This is a genomic window from Alteraurantiacibacter aestuarii (assembly GCF_009827405.1).
Taxonomy (GTDB): domain Bacteria; phylum Pseudomonadota; class Alphaproteobacteria; order Sphingomonadales; family Sphingomonadaceae; genus Alteraurantiacibacter; species Alteraurantiacibacter aestuarii.
The window spans coordinates 423,023-444,166 of record NZ_WTYY01000003.1; the positions used below are offsets into that span (position 1 = coordinate 423,023).

Annotated in this window: 30 protein-coding genes; 12 read left to right on the top strand and 18 right to left on the bottom strand. The window is 61.8% G+C overall.

Annotation, left to right across the window (positions count from 1 at the left end):
- Window positions 1–114 precede the first annotated feature (114 nt).
- Complete coding sequence (rplM, locus tag GRI32_RS07440; protein WP_160590768.1) at window positions 115–594, top strand: 50S ribosomal protein L13; 480 nt, start codon at window positions 115–117, stop codon at window positions 592–594.
- Entirely contained in the window at window positions 594–1,118 is a 525-nt protein-coding gene (gene rpsI, locus GRI32_RS07445; protein ID WP_160590769.1) for a 30S ribosomal protein S9, read from the top strand. The genes rplM and rpsI overlap by 1 nt, the downstream gene beginning before the upstream one ends.
- A 132-nt stretch (window positions 1,119–1,250) precedes the next feature.
- Here rpsI and GRI32_RS07450 read toward each other — a convergent pair whose 3' ends face one another.
- From GRI32_RS07450 to GRI32_RS07460, 3 genes are all read right to left on the bottom strand, one after another.
- Complete coding sequence (locus GRI32_RS07450) at window positions 1,251–1,619, bottom strand: response regulator (protein WP_160590770.1); 369 nt, start codon at window positions 1,617–1,619, stop codon at window positions 1,251–1,253.
- Window positions 1,620–1,715: 96 nt separating this feature from the next.
- A complete protein-coding gene (locus GRI32_RS07455; protein WP_160590771.1) occupies window positions 1,716–2,573 on the bottom strand; it encodes a metallophosphoesterase family protein in 858 nt (285 codons plus the stop codon).
- Between the two features lie 46 nt (window positions 2,574–2,619).
- On the bottom strand, window positions 2,620–2,886 hold the full coding sequence (locus GRI32_RS07460) for a hypothetical protein (protein WP_160590772.1): 267 nt from the start codon (window positions 2,884–2,886) through the stop codon (window positions 2,620–2,622).
- A gap of 249 nt (window positions 2,887–3,135) precedes the next feature.
- Between GRI32_RS07460 and GRI32_RS07465 the strand changes: the two genes are divergently transcribed.
- Window positions 3,136–3,444 carry a UrcA family protein gene (locus GRI32_RS07465; RefSeq protein ID WP_160590773.1) on the top strand — a complete coding sequence of 103 codons (309 nt, stop codon included), beginning with the start codon at window positions 3,136–3,138 and terminating at the stop codon, window positions 3,442–3,444.
- Between the two features lie 46 nt (window positions 3,445–3,490).
- Here the strand turns inward: GRI32_RS07465 and GRI32_RS07470 are convergent, their stop codons facing one another.
- From GRI32_RS07470 to GRI32_RS07485, 4 genes are all read right to left on the bottom strand, one after another.
- A complete protein-coding gene (locus GRI32_RS07470) occupies window positions 3,491–3,844 on the bottom strand; it encodes a hypothetical protein (RefSeq protein WP_160590774.1) in 354 nt (117 codons plus the stop codon).
- Complete coding sequence (locus GRI32_RS07475; RefSeq protein WP_160590775.1) at window positions 3,841–4,599, bottom strand: LytR/AlgR family response regulator transcription factor; 759 nt, start codon at window positions 4,597–4,599, stop codon at window positions 3,841–3,843. The genes GRI32_RS07470 and GRI32_RS07475 overlap by 4 nt, the downstream gene beginning before the upstream one ends.
- On the bottom strand, window positions 4,596–5,840 hold the full coding sequence (locus GRI32_RS07480; RefSeq protein ID WP_160590776.1) for a sensor histidine kinase: 1,245 nt from the start codon (window positions 5,838–5,840) through the stop codon (window positions 4,596–4,598). The genes GRI32_RS07475 and GRI32_RS07480 overlap by 4 nt, the downstream gene beginning before the upstream one ends.
- 81 nt (window positions 5,841–5,921) lie before the next feature.
- Window positions 5,922–7,448: a fumarate hydratase gene (locus tag GRI32_RS07485; RefSeq protein ID WP_160590777.1), complete on the bottom strand. Its 1,527-nt coding sequence runs from the start codon at window positions 7,446–7,448 to the stop codon at window positions 5,922–5,924.
- A 137-nt stretch (window positions 7,449–7,585) separates the two neighbouring features.
- On the opposite strand from GRI32_RS07485, the gene GRI32_RS07490 reads away from it, so the two are divergent.
- The 4 genes from GRI32_RS07490 to GRI32_RS07505 are packed head-to-tail and all read left to right on the top strand — an operon-like array spanning window position 7,586 to window position 10,622.
- The gene (locus GRI32_RS07490; protein ID WP_237437438.1) at window positions 7,586–8,185 is read left to right on the top strand and encodes a protein-L-isoaspartate O-methyltransferase family protein; all 600 of its coding nucleotides are present in this window, start codon (window positions 7,586–7,588) and stop codon (window positions 8,183–8,185) included.
- Between the two features lie 2 nt (window positions 8,186–8,187).
- Window positions 8,188–9,636, top strand: a complete 1,449-nt coding sequence (locus GRI32_RS07495; RefSeq protein ID WP_160590779.1) for a TolC family outer membrane protein — start codon at window positions 8,188–8,190, stop codon at window positions 9,634–9,636.
- Window positions 9,637–9,694: 58 nt separating this feature from the next.
- Window positions 9,695–10,162, top strand: coding sequence for a DUF2497 domain-containing protein (locus tag GRI32_RS07500; protein WP_160590780.1), 468 nt, complete (start codon window positions 9,695–9,697; stop codon window positions 10,160–10,162).
- A 40-nt stretch (window positions 10,163–10,202) separates the two neighbouring features.
- Window positions 10,203–10,622 carry a (2Fe-2S) ferredoxin domain-containing protein gene (locus tag GRI32_RS07505; protein WP_160590781.1) on the top strand — a complete coding sequence of 140 codons (420 nt, stop codon included), beginning with the start codon at window positions 10,203–10,205 and terminating at the stop codon, window positions 10,620–10,622.
- Here the strand turns inward: GRI32_RS07505 and GRI32_RS07510 are convergent, their stop codons facing one another.
- On the bottom strand, window positions 10,623–10,919 hold the full coding sequence (locus GRI32_RS07510) for a hypothetical protein (protein WP_160590782.1): 297 nt from the start codon (window positions 10,917–10,919) through the stop codon (window positions 10,623–10,625).
- 120 nt (window positions 10,920–11,039) lie between these two features.
- Between GRI32_RS07510 and GRI32_RS07515 the strand changes: the two genes are divergently transcribed.
- Genes GRI32_RS07515 through xth form a run of 3 tightly spaced genes read left to right on the top strand, consistent with a single transcriptional unit; the run spans window position 11,040 to window position 12,646 of the window.
- The gene (locus GRI32_RS07515) at window positions 11,040–11,468 is read left to right on the top strand and encodes a CBS domain-containing protein (RefSeq protein ID WP_160590783.1); all 429 of its coding nucleotides are present in this window, start codon (window positions 11,040–11,042) and stop codon (window positions 11,466–11,468) included.
- 55 nt (window positions 11,469–11,523) lie between these two features.
- The gene (gene erpA / locus GRI32_RS07520; protein ID WP_160590784.1) at window positions 11,524–11,853 is read left to right on the top strand and encodes an iron-sulfur cluster insertion protein ErpA; all 330 of its coding nucleotides are present in this window, start codon (window positions 11,524–11,526) and stop codon (window positions 11,851–11,853) included.
- A 19-nt stretch (window positions 11,854–11,872) separates the two neighbouring features.
- Window positions 11,873–12,646, top strand: a complete 774-nt coding sequence (gene xth / locus GRI32_RS07525) for an exodeoxyribonuclease III (RefSeq protein WP_237437439.1) — start codon at window positions 11,873–11,875, stop codon at window positions 12,644–12,646.
- Between the two features lie 53 nt (window positions 12,647–12,699).
- Here xth and GRI32_RS07530 read toward each other — a convergent pair whose 3' ends face one another.
- The 10 genes from GRI32_RS07530 to GRI32_RS07575 form a co-directional block, all read right to left on the bottom strand.
- Entirely contained in the window at window positions 12,700–13,320 is a 621-nt protein-coding gene (locus GRI32_RS07530) for a cell wall hydrolase (RefSeq protein ID WP_237437440.1), read from the bottom strand.
- 269 nt (window positions 13,321–13,589) lie between these two features.
- Window positions 13,590–13,913 carry a DUF1491 family protein gene (locus tag GRI32_RS07535; RefSeq protein ID WP_160590787.1) on the bottom strand — a complete coding sequence of 108 codons (324 nt, stop codon included), beginning with the start codon at window positions 13,911–13,913 and terminating at the stop codon, window positions 13,590–13,592.
- A 5-nt stretch (window positions 13,914–13,918) separates the two neighbouring features.
- Window positions 13,919–14,401 carry a PaaI family thioesterase gene (locus GRI32_RS07540; protein ID WP_160590788.1) on the bottom strand — a complete coding sequence of 161 codons (483 nt, stop codon included), beginning with the start codon at window positions 14,399–14,401 and terminating at the stop codon, window positions 13,919–13,921.
- On the bottom strand, window positions 14,376–14,837 hold the full coding sequence (locus GRI32_RS07545) for a PTS sugar transporter subunit IIA (RefSeq protein WP_160591119.1): 462 nt from the start codon (window positions 14,835–14,837) through the stop codon (window positions 14,376–14,378). The genes GRI32_RS07540 and GRI32_RS07545 overlap by 26 nt, the downstream gene beginning before the upstream one ends.
- 123 nt (window positions 14,838–14,960) lie before the next feature.
- Window positions 14,961–15,527 carry a ribosome hibernation-promoting factor, HPF/YfiA family gene (hpf, locus tag GRI32_RS07550; RefSeq protein WP_160590789.1) on the bottom strand — a complete coding sequence of 189 codons (567 nt, stop codon included), beginning with the start codon at window positions 15,525–15,527 and terminating at the stop codon, window positions 14,961–14,963.
- Between the two features lie 67 nt (window positions 15,528–15,594).
- Window positions 15,595–16,278, bottom strand: a complete 684-nt coding sequence (gene dnaQ, locus GRI32_RS07555) for a DNA polymerase III subunit epsilon (RefSeq protein WP_160590790.1) — start codon at window positions 16,276–16,278, stop codon at window positions 15,595–15,597.
- 46 nt (window positions 16,279–16,324) lie between these two features.
- On the bottom strand, window positions 16,325–16,930 hold the full coding sequence (gene coaE / locus GRI32_RS07560) for a dephospho-CoA kinase (RefSeq protein ID WP_160590791.1): 606 nt from the start codon (window positions 16,928–16,930) through the stop codon (window positions 16,325–16,327).
- A complete protein-coding gene (gene aroE / locus GRI32_RS07565) occupies window positions 16,927–17,787 on the bottom strand; it encodes a shikimate dehydrogenase (RefSeq protein ID WP_160590792.1) in 861 nt (286 codons plus the stop codon). The genes coaE and aroE overlap by 4 nt, the downstream gene beginning before the upstream one ends.
- The gene (locus tag GRI32_RS07570; protein WP_160590793.1) at window positions 17,784–18,362 is read right to left on the bottom strand and encodes a Maf family protein; all 579 of its coding nucleotides are present in this window, start codon (window positions 18,360–18,362) and stop codon (window positions 17,784–17,786) included. Before GRI32_RS07570 ends, aroE begins: the two co-directional genes overlap by 4 nt.
- 21 nt (window positions 18,363–18,383) lie before the next feature.
- Window positions 18,384–19,229 carry a pyruvate, water dikinase regulatory protein gene (locus tag GRI32_RS07575; protein WP_160590794.1) on the bottom strand — a complete coding sequence of 282 codons (846 nt, stop codon included), beginning with the start codon at window positions 19,227–19,229 and terminating at the stop codon, window positions 18,384–18,386.
- A gap of 300 nt (window positions 19,230–19,529) precedes the next feature.
- Here GRI32_RS07575 and hemE point away from each other — a divergent pair, with 300 nt between their 5' ends.
- Together hemE and GRI32_RS07585 are read left to right on the top strand one after the other, a co-directional pair.
- Window positions 19,530–20,555, top strand: coding sequence for a uroporphyrinogen decarboxylase (hemE, locus tag GRI32_RS07580; protein WP_160590795.1), 1,026 nt, complete (start codon window positions 19,530–19,532; stop codon window positions 20,553–20,555).
- Between the two features lie 67 nt (window positions 20,556–20,622).
- A complete protein-coding gene (locus tag GRI32_RS07585; protein ID WP_160590796.1) occupies window positions 20,623–21,066 on the top strand; it encodes a CopD family protein in 444 nt (147 codons plus the stop codon).
- Window positions 21,067–21,144: the final 78 nt, after the last annotated feature.

Below are 21,144 nucleotides of genomic sequence, written 5' to 3' on the forward strand. Positions count from 1 at the left end.
GAATGCTTGACTTCCCGCCCCCAAAAGGACAAATGCCGCGCCTTCGCAGGCTGTGACGGTGATTCCCGGCAAGCCCTGCGGCGCACCATTCGCGAAACAAGGAATTTTGAAGCCATGAAGGCTCTGTCGAAGCAGACCCGGTCGATCAAGCCGGCCGAGGTCGAAAAGAAGTGGCATATCATTGATGCCGACGGCCTGGTCGTTGGCCGGCTCGCCACGATTGTCGCCAATATCCTGCGCGGCAAGCACAAGGCCAGCTACACCCCGCACGTCGATTGTGGTGACCACGTGATCATCCTCAATGCGGGCAAGGTGAAGTTCACCGGCAACAAGCTGGGCCAGAAGGTCTATTACAAGCACACCGGCTATCCGGGCGGCATCAAGGGTGTCACCGCTGGCAAGGTGCTGGACGGCCGCTTTCCCGAGCGTGTTCTGGAAAAGGCTGTGGAACGCATGATCCCGCGCGGTCCGCTGGGCCGGGCGCAGATGAAGGCGCTGCACCTCTACAATGGCACCGAGCACCCGCATGACGGCCAACAGCCCGCCGTGCTCGATGTTGCCTCCATGAATCGCAAGAACAAGGCTACTGTCTGATGGCTGAGGAAAACAACACCGTGTCAGATCTCGCCGATCTGAAGGATATCGCTGGCGATGCGCCTGCTTCTGATGAAGTGGCTGCTCCCGTCCGTACCGGACCTGCTGCCGTTCTGCGTGAGCAGGAACTGGACGCGCAGGGCCGTGCCTATGCCACCGGCCGCCGCAAGGACGCCGTGGCCCGCGTATGGATCAAGCCCGGCACCGGCAAGGTAACGGTCAATGGCCGCGACCAGGAAGTGTATTTCGCACGTCCGACGCTGCGCCTGGTGATCAACCAGCCGTTCTCCATCTCTGACCGCGAAGGCCAGTATGATGTCGTCGCTACCGTCAAGGGTGGCGGCCTGTCCGGCCAGGCCGGCGCAGTGAAGCATGGCATCAGCCAGGCACTGACCAAGTTTGAACCCGCGCTGCGTGCGACGGTGAAGGCCGCCGGCTTCCTCACCCGTGACAGCCGCGTGGTGGAACGCAAGAAGTATGGCCGTGCCAAGGCACGCAAGAGCTTCCAGTTCAGCAAGCGCTAATTGGCGCTGCAAGAGTTTCCGCGACGGTGGAAAATGTGAAGGGCGGTCCCCACGAGGGGCCGCCCTTTTTCTTTGCCTGCACACCATGGTCACCGATGGCCCGAACCTGTCGCGCGAACCTGTGGCGCAATCCTATGGCGCGAACAGGCTATCCACCTCTGCCAGCAATTTATCGATCGTAACCGGCTTGGAGAGGTAGCCCTTCGCACCCGCCTCGCGAATACGCGCCTCCTCGCCCTTTCCGGCAAAGGCGGTGATAGCCAGCACGGGGATGGCGCGCGTCACCTCATCACGGTGCAATTTGCGGATCAGGCGCAGGCCGGAAATATGCGGCAGCTGGATGTCCATGGTGATCAGGTCGGGTTCGAAGCGGTGCACCTCGTCAAGCACGTCTGCCCCGTCGGAAACCATCGCCACTTCAAAGCCACGGTTCTGAAGCACCTCATGGTAGAACATGCGGTTGAGGAGGTCGTCTTCGACAACGAGGATCTTGCGGGCCACGCTTTCTAAACGGTTGAAGGCGGCTCTGGTGCCGCCCCGGCACGGCGCTTTGCCTCATGCGCAGAACTGCTCGGCCCGCAAAGAGCCGCCAGCCCCTCAATCCACCGGCGGATCGGTGCGCGGAATGCGGCCGATGGGTGCCACAGGTTCCCCCGCCTCACGCGGCGGCATGGCGTCTTCGGGGACCTCGTCCACCATCATGTCATGCGACGAGATGCCCTCAAGATTGCGCACATGGACGGTGAGCTTGCTGCCATCCCACGTCAGTTCGTTGAATCCCGGCGGGGTGGAGCGAATGCGGTGGGACAGCGTGCCCGCCCCGATCATCCGGACAGGTCCGCTGGGCGTGTCCTGCATCAGGTCGAAAGCGTCGTGCACATGGCCGCTCAGCACGGCGAGAACATTGCGCTGGGCCAGCTGATCCAGCGCATGATTGCCATTGCGGGTCAGCGCGGTGCCATGCGTGCCCGCCTCCCGCAGCGGGTGATGGGCAGTCACGATCACCCGCGTACCGGCAGGCAGGGCGTCAATCTGCGACAGGCAATTGTCCAGCGCCCGGCGGCTGACCCATCCCTTTGACCAGTTCAACCGCGGCTGGGCGGAAACATTGGTGTTGAGCGGCACCAGCGCCAGGCCCGGAAATTCCAGCCGCTTTTCAACCAGATCGCGAAAAGCCTCAAACCGGCCAAGCGGATTGAGATAGCGTGACGGCAGGTGGTAATTGGGCAGGTCATGATTGCCCGGCTCCACCGTCACCGGCGCATCGAGAGAGCGAATCCATGTGGCGGCAGCGGCAAATTCCCGGTGCCGGGCGCGCATGGTCAGATCGCCGGTAATCGCCACCGCATCGGGCTGGCGCGCGGCAATCTCCGCCTTGACCCAGTCGAGCGCGAGATTGTCCTCAAGCCCGAAATGGATGTCGCTGATATGAAAAAGGGTCAGGTGGTCGGCCATCGCGGCAATCGCTAGCAGATCGGCGCAGGCAAGGTAACAGGGCGCTTCATATGCGCCGCGACAGGATCAGCCACGCGGCCAGTCCATTGCCTGCGGTATACAGCGCATAGGCCCAGCCCCACAGCGCCATGCCGTTTCCCACCAGCAACATGGCCGCCAGCAGCAGTGCAAATTCCAGCGCCAGCGTGACCCGGGGGCCAAATACACTTCCCGGCGCAGCTATCGACCGAACCATGGCATGCCCGCTTTCCAGCACGGCGCGGTGCATGGTGAAATTGGCGATTCCCAGCAGGAAGATGATGGCAACACCCATGATCACCCTTGTGCCCAAAGGCGCTGACATTCGCAAATTGCAGTTCGTGGATGGCTCTGGCCTTTTCGTCGGGGCTGGGACTCGCCGGTCGATCCAGAGCAGCCCCAAGTCGAGCATGACAGGACCCGAATCGCGCTCCGCCCTATCCCTGCAATTGCGCCGCAGCCGATACCAGTCCCACCGGTTGCGGCGCGACCCCCCGGGGAAGGGAGGTCGCGAAGGGAATTCAAACGGAGGAAGGAGAAGGGCATGATCAAGACTATTACTCTCGCATTGGCCAGCGCTGCGCTGTTTGCCGCCCCAGCCGCCTCGGCAGCTGAGCGCGAAACGCGGACAACTGGCGTGACGCATACCGATCTCGACCTGACCACGGAAGATGGCCGGGCAGAGCTTGATCGCCGGATCGAAAGTGCCGCCAAGAATGTGTGCGGCATGAACGAACGGGCGACCGGTTCCAACATGACCTCACGCGAGGCGCGCACCTGCTACCGCGATGCAAAGCGCCAGCTTGATAATCATTTTGCGGAGATCATCGACGATCAGCGTCGCGGCGGCTGAATGGCCTTGCTGCGAAGCGGAAGGGCGCCTGCCCCAGGGCGCCCTTCTATGCGTCCGGGTCACTATCGGCAGGTTCATCCGGTGATATCGAAGGGCGCTGGCTGCGCCACCGGCCATAGGCGGTGAAGGCCACCGGCCAGAACATGGTGTTGGCGATATCATGAAAATTTTCAAGCGGTTGCTGCCATTGCAGCAGCCGTGCCAGCCGCAAGATGTCGGCAATCTCTCCCGCGATGCAGAAGCCGAACACGATCACCAGCGGCAGCAGGCTGCCCAGCTTCCGGCCGCTCAGCCAGAGCGCCGCGAAAAACAGCAATATGCTGATATGGATATGCAGCGCATCGCGCGACATGCCCGAATAATTGATCATGTAGAGCTTGGCTTGCTCGAACCCGATCACCGGCCGGCCAGAGCCTTTACCTTGCGCAGATAGGTTCGCCCGATGCGCAGATCCTCACCATCCTGCAATTCCACGCACCACACGCCCAGACCTTCATGGCGCAGGCCGCGGATCTCGTCGCGGCGCAATATGGTGGAGCGGTGGATGCGGATGAATTTGTCCGGGTCCAGCTTGGCCTCAAGCCCGGCAATGGTCTGCAACAGCAGATAGCTGCGCGGCGCTTCATCCGGGCCGGTAACATGCAGGCGCACATAATCCCGCTCGGCATCGATGCGGCTGACCTGATCGGCATCGATCCGCAGCAGTTCAGACCGGTTGGGCACCCAGAATTCGCTCAGCCACTGGACGTCCGGAGACGAACCGGCATTGTCGCGCCGGGCCAGCGCGCGGCCGATGGCGCGTTCCAGCCGGTCAGCGGCGACAGGCTTGAGCACATAATCCACGGCATCCATGTCAAACGCCTCAACGGCGAAATTCTCATGCGCGGTGACGAATATCACCGCTGTGGTGCGACTGACCTTGCCCAGACCGCGCGCCACCGCCAGCCCGTCCATGCCCGGCATGGTCATGTCCAGCAGCAGCAGGTCCGGTTGCAGTTTTTCCGCCAGCCGCAGCGCCGCTTCGCCATCGCTGGCGGTGCCGACAACCGAGATTCCGGCCAGCTCGGCACACAGCACCTGCATCCGCTCAATCGCCAGCGGCTCATCATCCACGATCAGCGTGCGCAGACCGGCGATATCGTTCGCGGCACTCATTCCGCAGCCTCGGCGGCATGGCGGTCGCGCAGGATCGGCAGGCGCAGGTGGGTGGCATAGCCGCCGGGCACGGGGCCGGACACAATCGATGCCTCATGGCCAAAGCGCGCTTCCAGCCGTTCGCGCACATTGGCCAGGCCGATGCCATAGCCGGGACGGGTCTCATCCTTGCCGGCAGCGCTCTGTCCATCGTCGGAAACGGTCACCACCAGCCGCCCGTATTCCTCACGCGCGGCAAGGGTGATGGTCACCTGCCCGGACGATGGAGCGACCGCGTGCTTGACCGAATTTTCCACCAGCGGTTGCAGGATCATGCCGGGAATCAGGCAATCCTGCAGGTCTGGTGGCACCTGGTAATCTGGCACCAGCCGCAGCGGGAAGCGCACCGATTCGATATCGAGGTAGAGCTTTTGCAGCGCAATCTCCTGCTCCAGCGTCACATCGCAGGTGGGATCATCGGCCAGGCTGCGGCGATAGAAGGTGGAAAGCATCTGGATCATCCGCTCCGCCGCCTGCGTCTTGCCGGTCAGCACCAGCGCCGACAGCGAGTTGAGCGTGTTGAACAGGAAGTGCGGATTGACCTGATAGCGCAGCGATCGCAGCTCCGCCGCCTTTGCCGCGCGCCGATAGGTGCCCTCTCGCCGTTCCGCCGCGCGGGCCTTTTCGCCTGTCAGAAGCGCCAGATAGAGCGCGCACCACGCCAGCATCATGAAATAGCGGCCATACGCCACTTCGGTCAGCTGCTGCCACTGCGTGCCTTGCAGGCTGGTGGCATTGACGGTGACGGTGTCGGTGCCGGCTTCCGCGCCCGGCATGGTGGGAATGCCCATCGCGGGAATATCCACCAGCAGGTCACCCGTTTCACTGCGGTGGACGGTAAAGCCGCGCTGTTCCGCCGTGCGCGTGAACACCCGTTCCTCCATCGATGAGAAGACCATCTGGTTGCTCTGTGCGATCAGCATGGCCACCGGCATGGACAGCAGCAGCGCCGCACAGATCTTGAGCCACAAGGGGCGTGGATCGAACAGCCGCAGGATCGACCACAGGCCGATGGTGATGAGTATGCCGAGGAACGATGCCAGCGCGCGGCGCCAGAACGCCTCTGTCACAAAGCCCAGATCAACCAGCTCACCGCGCAGGGTGGTCAGCAGGAAATAGCACACCCACAGTCCGACAATTGATGCCAGTACCGTGCTGAAAGGCACGCGCGCGACCAGATCTTCAGGTTTTTCCCTGTTCATTCCGCTTTACTTACCCCCAGCCAGCCCCCGGACGCCAGCCCCGCGCCATATCCCGGTCGAAGCGGGACGGCATTTGGTCGATCAACCGGGCTGCAACAGGCCTTCCTCGGCAATCCGGCGGCGCCAGTGCAGCGGGGCAAGCGTGTGGACATTATTGCCCCTGGCATCCACCGCCACCGTTACCGGCATGTCCTTCACGGTGAATTCGTAGATCGCCTCCATGCCCAGATCCTCAAAGGCGACCACCTTCGATTCCTTGATGGCGCGGGCGACCAGATAGGCAGCCCCGCCCGTGGCCATCAGATAGGCCACCTTGAAGCGGCTGATCACGTCCACCGCATCGGCCCCGCGCTCGGCCTTGCCGATCATCGCAAGCAGGCCCTGGTCCAGCATCATTTCGGTAAACTTGTCCATCCGGGTGGCGGTAGTGGGGCCCGCCGGGCCGACCACTTCGCCCATCACCGGATCGACCGGGCCGACATAATAAATGGCGCGGCCCCGGAAGCTGACCGGCAGCTCCTCCCCGCGTTCCAGCATGTCCTGAATGCGCTTGTGCGCCGCATCGCGGCCCGTCAGCATCTTGCCGTTCAGCAGCAGGCGGTCGCCGTTCTGCCAGCCGGCAACTTCTTCCGCGGTCAGATTGTCCAGATCGACCTTCTTGGCCGCCGCATCGGGCTGCCAGTGCACATCGGGCCACTGGCTGAGGTCTGGCGGATCGAGATAGGCCGGACCTGATCCGTCCAAGGTGAAATGCGCATGGCGGGTGGCGGCGCAATTGGGGATCATCGCCACCGGCTTGCCCGCCGCATGGCAAGGCGCGTCGAGAATCTTCACATCGAGCACGGTGGAAAGCCCGCCCAGCCCCTGTGCGCCCACGCCCATCGCATTGACCGCGTCATAGATATCGATGCGCAGCTGCTCGATATCGCTCTGCGCGCCGCGCGCCTTGAGCTGACCCATGTCGATCGGTTCCATCAGGCTGAGCTTGGCCAGCTTCATGCAATGTTCCGCCGTGCCGCCAATGCCGATGCCCAGCATGCCTGGTGGGCACCAGCCCGCGCCCATCGAAGGGATCTGTTCGACCACCCAGTCGACGATATTGTCGGACGGGTTCATCATCTTGAACTTGCTCTTGTTCTCGCTGCCGCCGCCCTTGGCCGCGACATCGATGGATACCGTGTTGCCGGGCACCATCTCCACCGACAGCACCGACGGCGTGTTGTCACGCGTGTTGCGGCGGGTGAAAGCGGGATCGGCCAGGATCGAGGCGCGCAGCTTGTTGTCCTTGTGATTATAGGCGCGGCGCACGCCTTCATCGACCACGTCCTGCAAGGCCTTGTCCGATGCCAAGCGGCAATCCTGGCCCCATTTGACGAACACGTTGACGATGCCGGTGTCCTGGCAGATCGGCCGATGCCCCTCCGCGCACATGCGGCTGTTGGTCAGGATCTGGGCGATGGCATCCTTGGCCGCCGGCCCCATTTCCGCATCATAAGCCTTACCCAGAGCCTTGATGTAATCCATCGGATGGTAATAGGAGATGTATTGCAGCGCGTCGGCCACACTCTCGATGATGTCTTCCTCGCGGATAATGGTGACGTCATTCATCGAAGGGTGACTCCTGCTGATACAATTTTCGACATCCCTTAAGGCTGCACCCTGTTATGGTCAAAGGCCTTGGCCTTGCGCTATGTTGCGCTTAAGGCTCCGCCCATTCAAGCGACGAGAGATATATAGCAGTGACCATGGTTGAAACCCGGCCCCTTTCCAGTGGCTCGCAATCCGCCCGCAGGGCGATGATTGACAGCCAGTTGCGCACCAGCGGCGTGGTTGGCGATGACGTTATCCGCCGCATGGGCGAAGTTGCGCGCGAGGATTTCGTGCCCGCATCGGTCAAGGGCGTTGCCTATGTCGACCGGGCCATCCCGCTGGGCGATGGCAAGTTCCTGGCGGCCCCACTGGTGCACGGCAAGATGTTGCAGGAAGCCGCGCCAAAGCCGCATGAAAGCGCGATCGTCGTCGATGGCGGCAGCGGCTATCTGGCCGAATTGCTGCGTCCGCTGGTCGCCTCTCTCAAGGTGCTTACCCCGCAGGAGGCACTGGAAGCCGGGCGCGGGAAAAAGGCCGATCTGCTGATTATTGACGGGGCGGCTGAACATATTCCCGATGCACTGGCCAAGCGCCTGGCCGACAATGGCCGGATCGTTACCGGCATTGTCAGGGATGGGGTTACCCATCTGGCACAGGGCCGCAAGCTGGCAGGAACCATTGCCCTGCAACCGATCGCGGAAATCGGCATTCCTCGCCTTCCCCAATTTGATGAGCCCAAGGGCTGGAGATTCTGAACATGCCCGCCAAAGGGTTGAAAGCGAGTCTGCTCGCCTGCGTCTGTCTAACTGCCAGCCCGGCTGCTGCCGATACGCTGAAGGAAGCGCTGGCACAGACATATTTCAGCAATCCGCAACTGGAAGCCGCGCGTGCACAGTTGCGCGCCACCGATGAAACCGTGCCGATCCAGCGCGCCAGCGGCCTGCCTTCGCTCAGTTCCTCGGCCAGCCTGACCGAATTCCTGAAGCAAAGCTCTGCCAGCTTCATTTCCCCGCAGCGATCGCTGTCGGCCAATATCGATCTTGGCGTGCCGCTCTATTCCGGCGGCAGCGTACGCAATGGCGTTCGCGCGGCGGAAAACCGGGTCGAGGCGGGCCGCGCCGATCTGCGCGGTACCGAAAGCACGATTTTCACGCGCGTCGTCTCCGCCTATATGGACGTCATCCAGAATGAGGCGATCGTCGGCCTGACGGCGAATAACGTCGACGTGCTGTCAACCAATCTGGAAGCCACCAGCGACCGGTTCGAGATTGGCGATCTGACGCGCACCGACGTGGCCCAGTCGGAAAGCCGGCTGGCGCTTGCCCGCAGCGATTATCGCACAGCGCAGGCCAATCTGGTGATCGCGCGGGAAAACTACATCGCGCTGGTTGGCTCTGCTCCCAATGCTCTGGAAGCGCCGCCGCCGCTGCCCGGCCTTCCTGCCGATCTGCAACAGGCCGTGGACCTGGCGCTGGAACATAACCCGGACCTGATCGCCGCGCGGGAGCGCATTCAGGCTGCCGGCTACGATATCGATGCCGCCGGTGCCGGACGCCTGCCGCGGATCGAGGCTTTCGCCAGCAGCGGCTATCAGAATTACCTCGGCACGCTGGGCAGCATTCCCGGCGCCGCGGCACCATCGCAGGTCAGCACCTCGGCACAGGCGGGCCTGCGCCTGTCGATCCCGATTTTTCAGGGTGGCCGTATTTCCGCCCAGCAACGCCAGTCGCAGGCCAATTCCTCGGTCGCGCTGGAGCAGGGCATTGCCACGGAACGCAGCGTGATCGCACAGGTCCGCTCATCCTATTCCAACTGGCAGGCGGCCCGGTCAATCATCGCTTCGACCCAGTCCGCCGTTGATGCCGCAGAGCTCAGCCTGGAAGGCGTGCGCGCGGAAAATTCCATCGGCAACCGGTCGATCCTCGATGTGCTGAATGCCGAGCAGGAATTGCTGCGTGCACAGGTCCAGCTGGTGACGGCCCGCCGCAATGAATATGTCGCCGGGTTTAGCCTGCTGGCCGCGATGGGCCGCGCCGAAGCGCGCGATCTGGGACTGGAGAGCGAAGGCCCGCTGTACGATCCCGTGGTCAATTATGAACGTTCGCGCGGGATCTATCTCGACTGGCACAGCGATCCCGATCCTGTCGCCCGGTCCACGCGCACCGTTGACATACCGGCACAAGATGGCGAGATTTCGCAAGACTGATCAATCGGATCGGGCGCGCGCAGTTCAGACGCGCACAGTTCAGGCAGGCAGGGGCTTTATGCGTCAGGATGGCGAACCGTCAGTCGAGGAGATCCTCGAATCGATCAAGAAGGTGATCGCCCGTGACAATCGCGAGATTGCGCAGGCTGAACGCAAGCGCCGGGAAAGCGCCGGCATGGTTCGCGACGCGTCATATGGTCAGGAACATGTTCAGGCAGATGACGACGTACTCGATCTGGGCATGATCGCCGCTGAAATGGCACAGGATGAAATCGGCGATTCGGGCGAAGGGCTGACCACGGACGAAGCTGCCGATGCCATGCGCCAGTCGCTTGCCGCGCTCAGCATGCTCTCTGGCCCATCAGTGCCGCCACAGATCGTCCGCTCGGGCGAAACCTCTCTCGAGGGGCTGGTTCGCGAAATGCTGCGCCCGATGATGGCGCAATGGCTCGATGCCCACCTGCCCGAGATTGTGGAGCGGCTGGTCAAGGCAGAGATTGCCCGCATCGCCGGCAAGAAGCGCTGATCCTGGCTAGCGCCCTGCAGCGCTTCGGCTGGCTCCGCACATGAGCGATACAGGCCATTCCCCCGATCAGCTGGAACAGGCTTCGCGCGCTCTGCACAAGATTGGCGGAGAGACGATTGAGCGGCACATCTTCCTGTGCGGCATATCCGAAAAGCAGGAATGCTGCCGGCGTGAGGAAGGCGAACGCGCGTGGAAGTTCCTCAAGAAGCGGCTCAAGCAGCTGGGGCTTTTCGGTCCCAAGCGGCAGGATGGCAGCGGCGGTATCCAGCGCAGCAAGGCCGATTGCCTGCAAATCTGCGTTGCCGGGCCAATTGCCATGATCTGGCCCGACCGCATCTGGTATCACTCCTGCAATGAGGACGTGCTGGAGCAAATCATCCAGCAGCACCTGATTGGCGGAGAACCGGTAGAGGAATTCCGCCTGCGCGGGCGCGCGGATCAGGCAGATGAGTCGGCCTAGTCAGGCCTGGTCTGTCTCATCCTTGAGCGGGTCTTCCACCGATTCGTCATGACCGGTGCCGCTGGACAGGAACACCAGCCCCATCAGCGCGCTCATCAACAGCATCGAAAAACCGATCCCCAGCGCGGTGGCGATGAAGAAGTGGACCGATATCATTCCGTTCTGCTTGTAGATCAGTGCCATGGCGATGATCACCACGGCTACCGTCAGCATGAACATGAACCGCATCAGCCGCCGGTAACGCGCCCAGGCGTAGGTAGCTGTCTGTGGATCGTCGAGCGGGGAATGCTTGGCCATGGCCCGCCTCATGCCCTCACAAGAGGGTGCTGGCAACGCGGCATTTCGGCATGATCGGGCCAGAATTTGCCCAGACTCGGCAAAGCGTGGCATGATGACGACGGGATAAGGAGAAAAACGATGTCAATCGCCCGCCTGATAGAAGGTCACAAACAGGACATCATCCAGTGTTCGCCCGGCGACCTGGTCCATCACGCTGCCAGCCTTCTGGCGGAGAAGCGCATCGGCGCACTGCCGGTAACGCAGGATTCCAGGGTTGTGGGCATATTTTCCGAGCGCGACCTGCTCTATTGCATCGCCCGTGAAGGGGCCGATGTGTTGCAGCGGCCGGTCAGTGACGTGATGACGTCACCGGCCATCACTATCGGTCCTGATTGCGATGTGCTCAAGGCGCTTTCGCTGATGACCAAGCGGCGCATCCGCCACCTTCCGGTGGTCGACGGCGATGCGCTGCTGGCCTTCGTGTCCATCGGCGATCTGGTGAAATACCGGATGGGAATTATCGAGGCCGAGGCCGAGCAGATGCGCGAATATATCTCCATGGCCTGAGTGCAGGTGGCCAAGCGCCCTTGAGTGCGGGGCGTGCGCATCCTACATCACGTGCATGGATCAAACGCTCACCCTCACCAAGTCCGCCGCGCAGCGCGTGGGATGGATCGCGCAGAAGCAGGGCAAGCCCGCAATCTTGCGCCTTTCGGTGGAAGGCGGCGGTTGTTCCGGCTTCCAGTACAAGTTCGATCTGGATGACGATCTGCAGGCCGATGACGCAGTGAGCGAGACCGATGGCGTCAAGCTGGTGGTCGATCCCGTCAGTCTGGATCTGGTGGCTGGCTGCGTGGTTGATTTCGTCGAATCGCTTGGCGGTGCGGCGTTCAGGGTGGAAAACCCCAATGCCGCCTCTGGCTGCGGCTGTGGCAGTTCCTTCGGCATCTGACGACGCCAAGGGGGGCACTTTGCGAATAACCAGTTTCAATATCAACGGCATCAAGGCGCGCCTGCCGCGTCTGCTGGAATGGCTGGCGGAAACCCGCCCCGCGGTCGCCTGCCTGCAGGAAATCAAGACGCAGGATCAGGGCTTCCCGGCCGAGGAATTCGAGAAGATCGGCTATCATGCCATCTGGCACGGGCAGAAAAGCTTCAATGGCGTGGCCATATTGGCTGACGGCGTGAAGCCGGTTGAAGTGCAGCGCGGCCTGCCCGGCGACGATAGCGACGAACAGGCGCGCTATCTTGAGGCCGAGGTGAACGGCATACGCATCTGCAATCTCTACCTGCCCAACGGCAATCCGCAGCCCGGCCCCAAATTCGATTACAAGCTGGCGTGGATGAAGCGGTTGCGCGCGCGCATGGCGGAGCATCTGGCGGCAGAGATCCCCGCAGTGGTGCTGGGCGACTACAACGTCATCCCCGAAGACAAGGATGTGTGGTCGATCAAGGCGATGGAGAATGACGCGCTGATGCAGCCGGAATCACGCGATGCCTATCGCCGCCTGCTCAACGATGGCTGGACCGACGCGATCGATACGCTCAACCCGCGCGGCGGAGTGTGGACCTATTGGGATTACCAGGCCGGTGCATGGCAGCGCGATCACGGCTTCCGCATCGATCACCTGCTGCTGTCACCCGCATGCGCAGACCGGCTGGTGGCAGCGGGCGTGGACAAGGAACACCGCGGGCGGGAAAAGGCCAGCGATCACGCTCCTGTGTGGGTGGAACTGGCCGACTGATACCCGGCGACGATACCGGCCGGCGCCCTGATGGGGAGCCAGCCGGCAATCACTCAGCGATAGAAGATGTGGCTGTCGATCCGCGCGCGGGTGGATTTGTTGCGCGCCCAGCGCGGCGAAACATGCGCCGCGTGGAAATACAACGCATCATCGGCTTCGCTGTCCCACAATTCCTGATGCGCGATGCGGGCAATTGCACGGGCCCGTTCCCAGGCCAGCGACGATGTGTTGGGGGTGGGGATATGCCCGCCGCGAACGAATGAGAATTGCGCGCGCTGCGTGACAACCGAGCAATAATCATCGGGGAAGAGATTGGATTCGGCACGGTTGATGATCACCTGCGCCACGGCCAGCTGGCCGGCGAGCGGTTCACCGCGCGATTCGAAATAGACTGCCTCAGCCAGGCACTCCATCTCACGCGACATGGCGTTGCTGACAGGGGTCTTTGCGACCAGTTCACGCAGCGATGATGCTTCCAGTGCCGTGGGGCTATCAACCAGTTCGGGGGCAGGAATGTCCTGCACCATCGGCTGGGAAACGAAGCGCACCGCATTCTGGGGCGCCTGTGTGGCATCTGGAGCCTGAGTTTCGACCTGTTCGAGCGCTGTCGGCTCGGCCTGGTCCTGGGCCATGGCGCCGGTCAGGCCGACACCGAAAAATACTGCAACCAGCATTGCAGCCGAGGCTAACGCCCCGACACGATGGGTCTTGCGATTCATGTTTCCTGTAACTCGAGGCGGTGGGAAACCCGTCACAGGCCAGCGATCGCGGGTTTCACTACAACCCGAAAATGCCGCGATCCTTACAAAAGAAAGACCTGTCGGTTGCCCCCCGTCTGCGCACCATCCGGCCCGGCGTAATTGCCGTATCGCGAATGACTAACGCTTTGGAAGTCGCGGGCCAAATAGCGACGGAGACTTAATAGTCAACCAATGGTTCCCGGTTATAGGATGAAGCGTTCACCATCTGCGATATCCAGTTCAACGATCCACAAATCGCTGTCCTGGCGCTTTCGCCTGTCACAATATTCGGAAAATTCCGATGGATTTTCAGGGTCTTCCCGCTTTGTCAGCACCCATTTTCTGGTGCCATCCGCCTGTGGCATTCTTTCATAAGCACGTAATTTTGTGCCATTTTCGCAACATATTACAAGCAATGTCCCGGCATCGCGTTCACCCTTTGCGATCACCGTGGCAAAGCCGCCAGCGGCCTGCACGGCGCGCAAAAGGCCGGAAACTTCCAGATGGGCGGGAATGCGGGCATCCATACAGCTTAACCTTCTGCCTTGTATCCGGGCAGACCCGAAAGTGCGATGTGGGACCGCATAAAGGTTCCGGTTCCCCGGCCGATCTCGTCACCTTCTTCATCCACCAGGCTGGCTTCGGCCACGAACACGCGGCGCTTGCCGCTCACCCATTTGCCCAGCGCCACCACCCGGCCATGCCGCACGGGCTTGGTGAAATGCAGGTTGAAACCGGTGGTCAGCAGGAAGCGGTCGGACACCAGCGAATTGGCGGCGTAGAAGGCCGCATCATCCAGCATCTTGAAATAGATCGTGCCATGCGCGGCACCGGCAGCATGGTGCATCGCTTCATCGACATCGAAGGTGATGCGCGAAAGACCCTCGCCAATCACTTCCAGCCTTGAGCGGAACATGCTGTTTATCGGCGCGGACGCATAAAGCGACTCAAGCGCGCGAAAATGCACGGCAGCTCCGCTTGGCACGGGATCAGGCGACGGATCTGTCCGAGACATTGGTCAGCAGGCCATAAATGGCCTCTTCATGCGGGGCATCGCGCAATTCTTCCCGAATATCCTCGTCCCGCATGAGGCGGGAGATAGCGGCCAGCGCATGCAGGTGACTGGCGCCGCTGTTTTCAGGTGAGAGCAATCCGAAGAACAGGTCCACCGGAAGCCCGTCGGCGGCGTTGAAACTGGCCGGATGGCGCAGCCGCAACAGCGCGGTAACGGGACGGGAAAGACCCGGGATGCGGGCGTGCGGAATAGCAACGCCGCGGCCAAAGCCGGTGCTTCCCAGCTTTTCCCGCTCATCAAGATGTTCGAGCACCATTGCGGCATCAAGATCCCACGCCCGGGCGAACAACGCGCTCAGGTTCTGCAGGATATCCTGCTTGTCGGCGGCATCAACGATAGCCACCGATTCAGGCTTCATTGCAAAAAGGGCATCCATGATCTTGGGCTTCACAAATCTCTCGGTCACGATTTTCCTGCCGGAAAACCGCTGAAATATCGCAAAAAACTGTGCGAACTTAGAGGTTCAATAACGCCGCCGAGGATTGGGTGCCAGCAACGCTCAGGATGGTTCGACCCAGCCGATCGATCCGTCGTCGCGGCGATAGACCATATTATGCCTTCCAGTTCCAGCATTTTTGAAAAACAGCGCATTGGTATGGCGTAAATCCAGCAGCATCACTGCATCCGAAACGCTGGCTTCAGGGATATCGATGCGGGTTTCGGCAATGACCGGAGGCGCTTCTTCGGGCAGTTCTTCAACCTCAGGTTCCTGCGAGGCGAAGATGGTATAGGCCGCATCCTCTTCCTTCTGCGCATAGGCTGCCTGTTCATGGCGATCCTTCAGGCGCCGCTTGTAGCGTCGCAGCTGCTTCTCGATCTTGTCCGCCGCCTGGTCGAAAGCGATGTGCGCATCGTGCGCCTGGCCATGGCTTTTCAGGAACAGGCCGTGATTCACATGCAGCACGATATCGCAGGCAAAGGCGGACGATGGCGCCTTGCCGAATGTGACAGTGGATGAAAGCGCCCGGCTGAAATGCTTTTCGATGATTGATTCAAGGCGGTCCGAAGCATGCTCCTGCAGCGCCGAGCCCGTATCGATCTGATGGCCGGAAACGCGAATATCCATGTGGGGGTTCTCCTTCTGTTATCTTTCGCACCCTGTAAGCTCAAACCGTATGCGCCCAGATTGGGACTCAATTAAGCCAGAGTGGTGATTCCAACGATTCTAGAAACTCTTTGTGCCTGGCAATTTCCTGTTCCGACGCATTATGCGGGCGGGGCGCACGAAAAGATCCGGTTCGCGGTGTGAAACTGCGGATCGTCACAACTTCTTCCTCAAGCTGCGTGGCCAGCTCCAGCCCGATCTGGCGGCCACCGGTCAGTTCCACATAGACCTGCGCCAGCAATTCGGCATCGAGCAGCGCGCCGTGCTTCACGCGCTGGCTGCGATCGACGCCATAGCGCGAGCACAGCGCATCGAGCGAATGCTTGGCGCCGGGATGGCGCCGCCGGGCAATCGCCAGCGTATCGATCATGCGATCCAGCCCGATCGGGTCCAGCTCGCACGCGGCCAGTTCATGGTTGAGGAAGCCGAAATCGAACTGCGCATTATGCGCCACCAGCGGAGCATCGCCGATGAAGGCCAGCAGATCCTGCGAGATATCCGCAAACAGCGGCTTGTCGGACAGGAAGGCGGCGGAAAGGCCGTGGACCTGCTCTGCCTGCAGCGGCATGTCGCGCTGCGGGTTGCAATATGCGTGAAAGCTCTGCCCGGTCGTGACCCTGTTGACCATTTCGACGCAGCCAATCTCTACCAGCCGGTCACCACTGCCGGGGTCGAGGCCGGTGGTTTCGGTATCGAAGACGATTTCGCGCATGGGCAGACTATTATGCGCGCAGCCAGCGCTGGCAAGAGCCAGTTGATCAATGCACCAGCTTCTCCACCAGCGCCGCAACCGATTTTGCGGTTTCGCCCAGGGGCACCGAGGTATCGATCACATAATCAGCACGCGCGCGCTTGTCCGCATCGGGCATTTGCAGGGCAAGAATCGCGGCCAGCCGCTCCTCGCTCATGCCCGGACGGGCCAGCACGCGGGCGCGCTGGACATCGGCGGGAGCTGACACGACGAGAATCTTGTCGACGTCCTCGCTGCCGCCTTTCTCAAACAACAGCGGAATATCGAACACCACCAGCGGCGCATCGCGGTGCCGGGCCAGAAATGCCTCACGCGCGGCGCGAACGGCGGGGTGGACAATCGCTTCCAGCCGGGCGAGCGCGCCGGGATCGTTGAAGACTATCGCGCCCAGCTTTTCGCGGATCACGCCCTCGGGACCGGTCGAGCCGGGGAACACCTCCTCTATGCGCGCGATCAGCGATCCGCCTGCGCCCTGCATCCGGCGCACCTGCGCATCGGCATCGAACACCGGCACGCCCAGATCGGCAAACATGCCTGCCACGGTGGACTTGCCCATACCGATCGACCCGGTGAGGCCAAGGATGAGCGGCCCGTCCGCCGCATCCCCGGTCATTGGGCAAGAATCTTGCGCAAGGCCGCATCGCCATCTTCGCGCGGCGGGGCGACACCGAAGAATTTCTTGAACGCCGCCGCCGCCTGACCGATCAGCATGTTGAGCCCGTCGAGCGTTTCAAACCCTGCGGCGCGCGCGGATTTGAGCAGCGGCGTATCCAGCGGATGGGTGACGATGTCATAGACCACGCAGCCGGGCGGGACATGGCTCATGTCAAAGGCCAGCTCGGCCTGACCCGCCATACCCAGCGGGCTGGCGTTGACGAGAAGATCGAAACAGCCCTGCCGGTCATCGAAGGCAAAATCGGTGAAGGTGGCGAAATGGGCGATATCGACCGCGTGATGCTGCCCCTCGGGATCGATTTCATCGAGGATGGCCTGCGCCTTGGCGGGATTGCGGCCGGCCAGAACGATGGTGAAACCCTGCTCCGCCAGCGCCGCCACAATCGCCCGCGCTGCGCCGCCTGTCCCCAGCACGCGCGCCATGCGGAACAGGTGCTTTTGCGCCAGATGCGCTTTCAGAGGTTCGAGGAATCCCGCGCCATCGGTGCTGGTTCCGATCAATGCGCCATTGTGACGTCTGGTGACAGTGTTGACCGCTCCGATCAGCTCCGCGCCGATTTCCAGCCGGTCAAGGAAAGGGATCACCGCCTGCTTGTGCGGCATGGTGATATTGCAGCCGCGCCAGTCCGGATCGTCGCGGCGCGAGGCGATATACGCCTCCAGCCCGGCGGCAGTGACGTGGCACGCGCGATATTGCGCATCGAGTCCGAGCCGGTCGATCCAGTAGCCGTGAATTGCGGGCGATTTGGACTGCGCAATCGGATCGCCGATCACCTCTGCATATGCCATGCTCATGCAGGCATCTCCCCCAGATTGCGCAGCGCCGCCAGCACTTGCAGCAAAGGCATGCCCAGCACGGTGAAATGATCGCCTTCGATCTGTTCGAACAATTGCACGCCGGGTCCCTCTATCCGAAAAACCCCCACGCAATAGCTGACCTGCGGCCATTCTTCATCGAGATATGCCTCGATGAAGCTCTCACTCAGGGGACGAACATGCAACGATGCCATCGCCGCACAGCTCCATACGATTTCGCCGCGCTGCGCGATGGCGGCTGCCGAATGGAGCTGCATTTCGCGCCCGGAAAAGAACCGCAGATGCCGGGCGGCTTCATCCCGGCTGCCCGGCTTGTCAAACCGCCGGCCACCAGCGACCACCAGCGAATCGCTGCCCAGCACCAGACTTTCCCCACCATCCACCGCCAGTGCCTTGGCTTTGGCCAGCTCCACGGCGATCCGGCCCGGCAGTGCGCCTTCCAGTTGCTGCTCCAGCGCGCGCTCATCAATGTCGGCACTGCGCGCGTCGAAACGCACACCGGCGGCATCCAGCATGGCCTTGCGGGAGGCGGATTTGGAGGCGAGTATAATCATTGGAGCAAGATCATAGCGGCATCAGATTGGCTTGGGGCCAGACTGTGGCGGCGTATCGCGTGCAGCGCGTTCCTGATGGAGCTTGATCACGGCCGCCGCGGTTTCCTCGATCGATCGGCGGGTGACATCGATCACCGCCCAGCCATTGTCGGCAAACATGCGCCGGGCAAAGCTCAGCTCCTTTTCCACGCGGCTCTCATCGACATAGGCCGTTTGCGCCTTTTCATTGAGTGACAGCAGCCGGTTGCGGCGGATCTGGATCAACCGCTTGGGCGCAGTGGTCAGGCCCACCACCATCGGCCCGCGCAGGCGAAACAGCGATGTGGGGGGCGGGCTTTCCACCACCAGCGGAATATTCGCCACCTTGAAACCGCGATTGGCGAGGTAAATGCTGGTGGGCGTTTTCGACGTGCGCGACACGCCCGCCAGCACGATGTCCGCTTCCTCCCAGTTTTCCCATCCGATCCCGTCATCATGGGCGATGGTGAACTGGATCGCATCGACGCGCCTGAAATAAGCCTCGTCCATCACGTGGCGGGCACCGGGGCGCGAATGGGCTTCCTGGCCCAGCCTTTCGGCCAGTGCGTGCGTCACCGTATCCAGCACCGCCACATGCGGCAGTCCCAGAGTCCTGCACCGTTCTTCCAGGTGGCCCCTTGTCTCCGGATTGGCGAGCGTAAAAAGTACCAGGCCGGGGTTGGCGGTGAAATCCTGCAGGATCCGGTCCAGGTGCTGCTTGGAGCGCACCATCGGCCAGAAATGGCGCGTGACATCGGCGCCATCGAACTGCGCCAGCGCAGCCTTGGCGATCATCTCGAGCGTTTCGCCGGTCGAGTCAGACAGGAGGTGAAGATGCAGCCGGGCCATGTGGACAAATACCAGCATAAACCACGGGAGAGAGCGGCGGACAAGCATGGGAGAGGATTCCACCCCCACTACCGGCTCTTTCAGGCGCAGGCTTGTGGACAGGCCGATGTGGTTTTGGACAGGCTGGGGATAATGGGGAGAAGCTTTGCTTGACCAGTCAAGACCAGCGAGTCGCAGTGCAACCGCCTCTGTTCATTCCGGGAGAAATCGGGCAAGGGCGCGCTATCCCCGAAATCCACAGGACCAACAGACTCCTGCAACCTATATAAATATATAGATATATATTGTTTGGACCCCTCGATGCCTGGCCTTCTTCTCAATACTTTGCGCGGTGCAGTGACCGATCAGCGACCCGTGTGGCTGATGCGGCAGGCTGGCCGATACCTGCCTGAATATCGCGCCCTCAGGGCCGAAAAGGGCGGCTTTCTGGAACTGGTTTACGATAGCGACGCTGCGGCCGAGGTCACCCTCCAGCCGATCCGCCGTTTCGGCTTTGACGGGGCAATCCTGTTTTCCGATATCCTGATCGTTCCCCATGCGCTGGGGCAGAATCTGCAATTCCTGGCAGGCGAGGGCCCGCATCTCTCGCCGCGGCTGGTGGATGCCACGCTCAGCTCGCTTGAAGCTGCCCCGCATCATTTTGAGCCGGTGTACGAGACCGTTCGCAAGGTGCGGGCGGCCCTGGGTCCTGAAACCACCATGTTGGGCTTCATTGGCTCTCCCTGGACCGTGGCGACCTATATGGTGACGGGAGAGGGCAGCCGGGATCACCATGTGGCGCGCGCAATGGCCTATCGCGACCCGGTGGCCTTTGCCGAGATCATCGATGCGATCGTCGAAAGCTCGATCACCTATCTTTCCGGCCAGATCGAAGCGGGTGCCGAGGCGGTGCAATTGTTTGACAGCTGGTCCGGCAGTCTCTCCCCGCAGCAGTTCGAACGCTGGGTGGTCGCGCCCACGGCGCGCATCGTCGATACGATTCGCCAGCGCCATCCGCACGTGCCGATCATTGGCTTTCCAAAGGGCGCTGGCGGCAAATTGCCCGCCTATGCGCGGGAGACCGGCGTTGATGCCATCGGCGTCGATGAGACTGTCGATCCGCACTGGATTCACCGCGAATTGCCAGCCAGCATGCCTGTGCAGGGCAATCTTGATCCGCTGCTGCTGATATCGGGCGGGGCGGAGCTGGAGGAAGCGGCACGCACGGTGCTGCGTGCCTTCGAAGGGCGCCCGCATGTCTTCAACCTGGGTCACGGGATCGACAAGACCACTCCCATCGCCCATGTTGAACGTCTGCTCGAGATCGTCCGGTCGGACAAGGCCTGAAACAGGTCTGCAAACAGGCCCAAAACCAACTGATGACTTGGTGCGAACGAATGCCTAGATCAAACCCATGCTGGATGTGCTTTCGATGACGTATCTGTGGCTCAAGGCCGGTCATATCATCTTCGTGATCTTCTGGATGGCGGGGTTGTTCATGCTGCCGCGCTATTTCGTCTATCATCAGGAAGCCGCCGAAGGATCGCCGGAAGAAGCGACGTGGATCGATCGTGAGCGCAAACTGCTCAAGATCATCCTGCTCCCCTCGATCATCGTGGTGTGGGTGCTGGGGCTGGCGCTGGCCTATACGCTCAATCTGTGGAGCGAAGGCTGGCTGCATGCCAAATTGCTGCTGGTGCTCGGCCTGTCGGGCTATCACGGCTATCTGGCCGCCTATCACAAGAAGCTGGCACGCGGAGAGCGGACGCTGACGGGCAAGCAATTGCGCCTGTTCAACGAAGTGCCCGGAATTGCCGCCGCGGTGATCGTGATCCTGGTGATCGTCCGGCCGTTCTGACCTTACGTCGCGCTTTGCGGCTCGCTTCATCGATTGCGAATTGACCGCGCCACGCGAAAAGCATAATTCGCAACCATT

Coding starts and splice junctions, on each gene's coding strand:
- rplM (WP_160590768.1), top strand. CDS start 115: ATGAAGGCTCTGTCGAAGCAGACCCGGTCGATCAAGCCGGCCGAGGTC.
- rpsI (WP_160590769.1), top strand. CDS start 594: ATGGCTGAGGAAAACAACACCGTGTCAGATCTCGCCGATCTGAAGGAT.
- GRI32_RS07455 (WP_160590771.1), bottom strand. CDS start 2,573: ATGGCCGACCACCTGACCCTTTTTCATATCAGCGACATCCATTTCGGG.
- GRI32_RS07460 (WP_160590772.1), bottom strand. CDS start 2,886: ATGGGTGTTGCCATCATCTTCCTGCTGGGAATCGCCAATTTCACCATG.
- GRI32_RS07465 (WP_160590773.1), top strand. CDS start 3,136: ATGATCAAGACTATTACTCTCGCATTGGCCAGCGCTGCGCTGTTTGCC.
- GRI32_RS07475 (WP_160590775.1), bottom strand. CDS start 4,599: ATGAGTGCCGCGAACGATATCGCCGGTCTGCGCACGCTGATCGTGGAT.
- GRI32_RS07480 (WP_160590776.1), bottom strand. CDS start 5,840: ATGAACAGGGAAAAACCTGAAGATCTGGTCGCGCGCGTGCCTTTCAGC.
- GRI32_RS07485 (WP_160590777.1), bottom strand. CDS start 7,448: ATGAATGACGTCACCATTATCCGCGAGGAAGACATCATCGAGAGTGTG.
- GRI32_RS07490 (WP_237437438.1), top strand. CDS start 7,586: ATGGTTGAAACCCGGCCCCTTTCCAGTGGCTCGCAATCCGCCCGCAGG.
- GRI32_RS07495 (WP_160590779.1), top strand. CDS start 8,188: ATGCCCGCCAAAGGGTTGAAAGCGAGTCTGCTCGCCTGCGTCTGTCTA.
- GRI32_RS07500 (WP_160590780.1), top strand. CDS start 9,695: ATGCGTCAGGATGGCGAACCGTCAGTCGAGGAGATCCTCGAATCGATC.
- GRI32_RS07505 (WP_160590781.1), top strand. CDS start 10,203: ATGAGCGATACAGGCCATTCCCCCGATCAGCTGGAACAGGCTTCGCGC.
- GRI32_RS07510 (WP_160590782.1), bottom strand. CDS start 10,919: ATGGCCAAGCATTCCCCGCTCGACGATCCACAGACAGCTACCTACGCC.
- GRI32_RS07515 (WP_160590783.1), top strand. CDS start 11,040: ATGTCAATCGCCCGCCTGATAGAAGGTCACAAACAGGACATCATCCAG.
- erpA (WP_160590784.1), top strand. CDS start 11,524: ATGGATCAAACGCTCACCCTCACCAAGTCCGCCGCGCAGCGCGTGGGA.
- GRI32_RS07530 (WP_237437440.1), bottom strand. CDS start 13,320: ATGCTGGTTGCAGTATTTTTCGGTGTCGGCCTGACCGGCGCCATGGCC.
- GRI32_RS07535 (WP_160590787.1), bottom strand. CDS start 13,913: ATGGATGCCCGCATTCCCGCCCATCTGGAAGTTTCCGGCCTTTTGCGC.
- GRI32_RS07540 (WP_160590788.1), bottom strand. CDS start 14,401: ATGTCTCGGACAGATCCGTCGCCTGATCCCGTGCCAAGCGGAGCTGCC.
- GRI32_RS07545 (WP_160591119.1), bottom strand. CDS start 14,837: ATGGATGCCCTTTTTGCAATGAAGCCTGAATCGGTGGCTATCGTTGAT.
- hpf (WP_160590789.1), bottom strand. CDS start 15,527: ATGGATATTCGCGTTTCCGGCCATCAGATCGATACGGGCTCGGCGCTG.
- dnaQ (WP_160590790.1), bottom strand. CDS start 16,278: ATGCGCGAAATCGTCTTCGATACCGAAACCACCGGCCTCGACCCCGGC.
- coaE (WP_160590791.1), bottom strand. CDS start 16,930: ATGACCGGGGATGCGGCGGACGGGCCGCTCATCCTTGGCCTCACCGGG.
- aroE (WP_160590792.1), bottom strand. CDS start 17,787: ATGAGCATGGCATATGCAGAGGTGATCGGCGATCCGATTGCGCAGTCC.
- GRI32_RS07570 (WP_160590793.1), bottom strand. CDS start 18,362: ATGATTATACTCGCCTCCAAATCCGCCTCCCGCAAGGCCATGCTGGAT.
- GRI32_RS07575 (WP_160590794.1), bottom strand. CDS start 19,229: ATGGCCCGGCTGCATCTTCACCTCCTGTCTGACTCGACCGGCGAAACG.
- hemE (WP_160590795.1), top strand. CDS start 19,530: ATGCCTGGCCTTCTTCTCAATACTTTGCGCGGTGCAGTGACCGATCAG.
- GRI32_RS07585 (WP_160590796.1), top strand. CDS start 20,623: ATGCTGGATGTGCTTTCGATGACGTATCTGTGGCTCAAGGCCGGTCAT.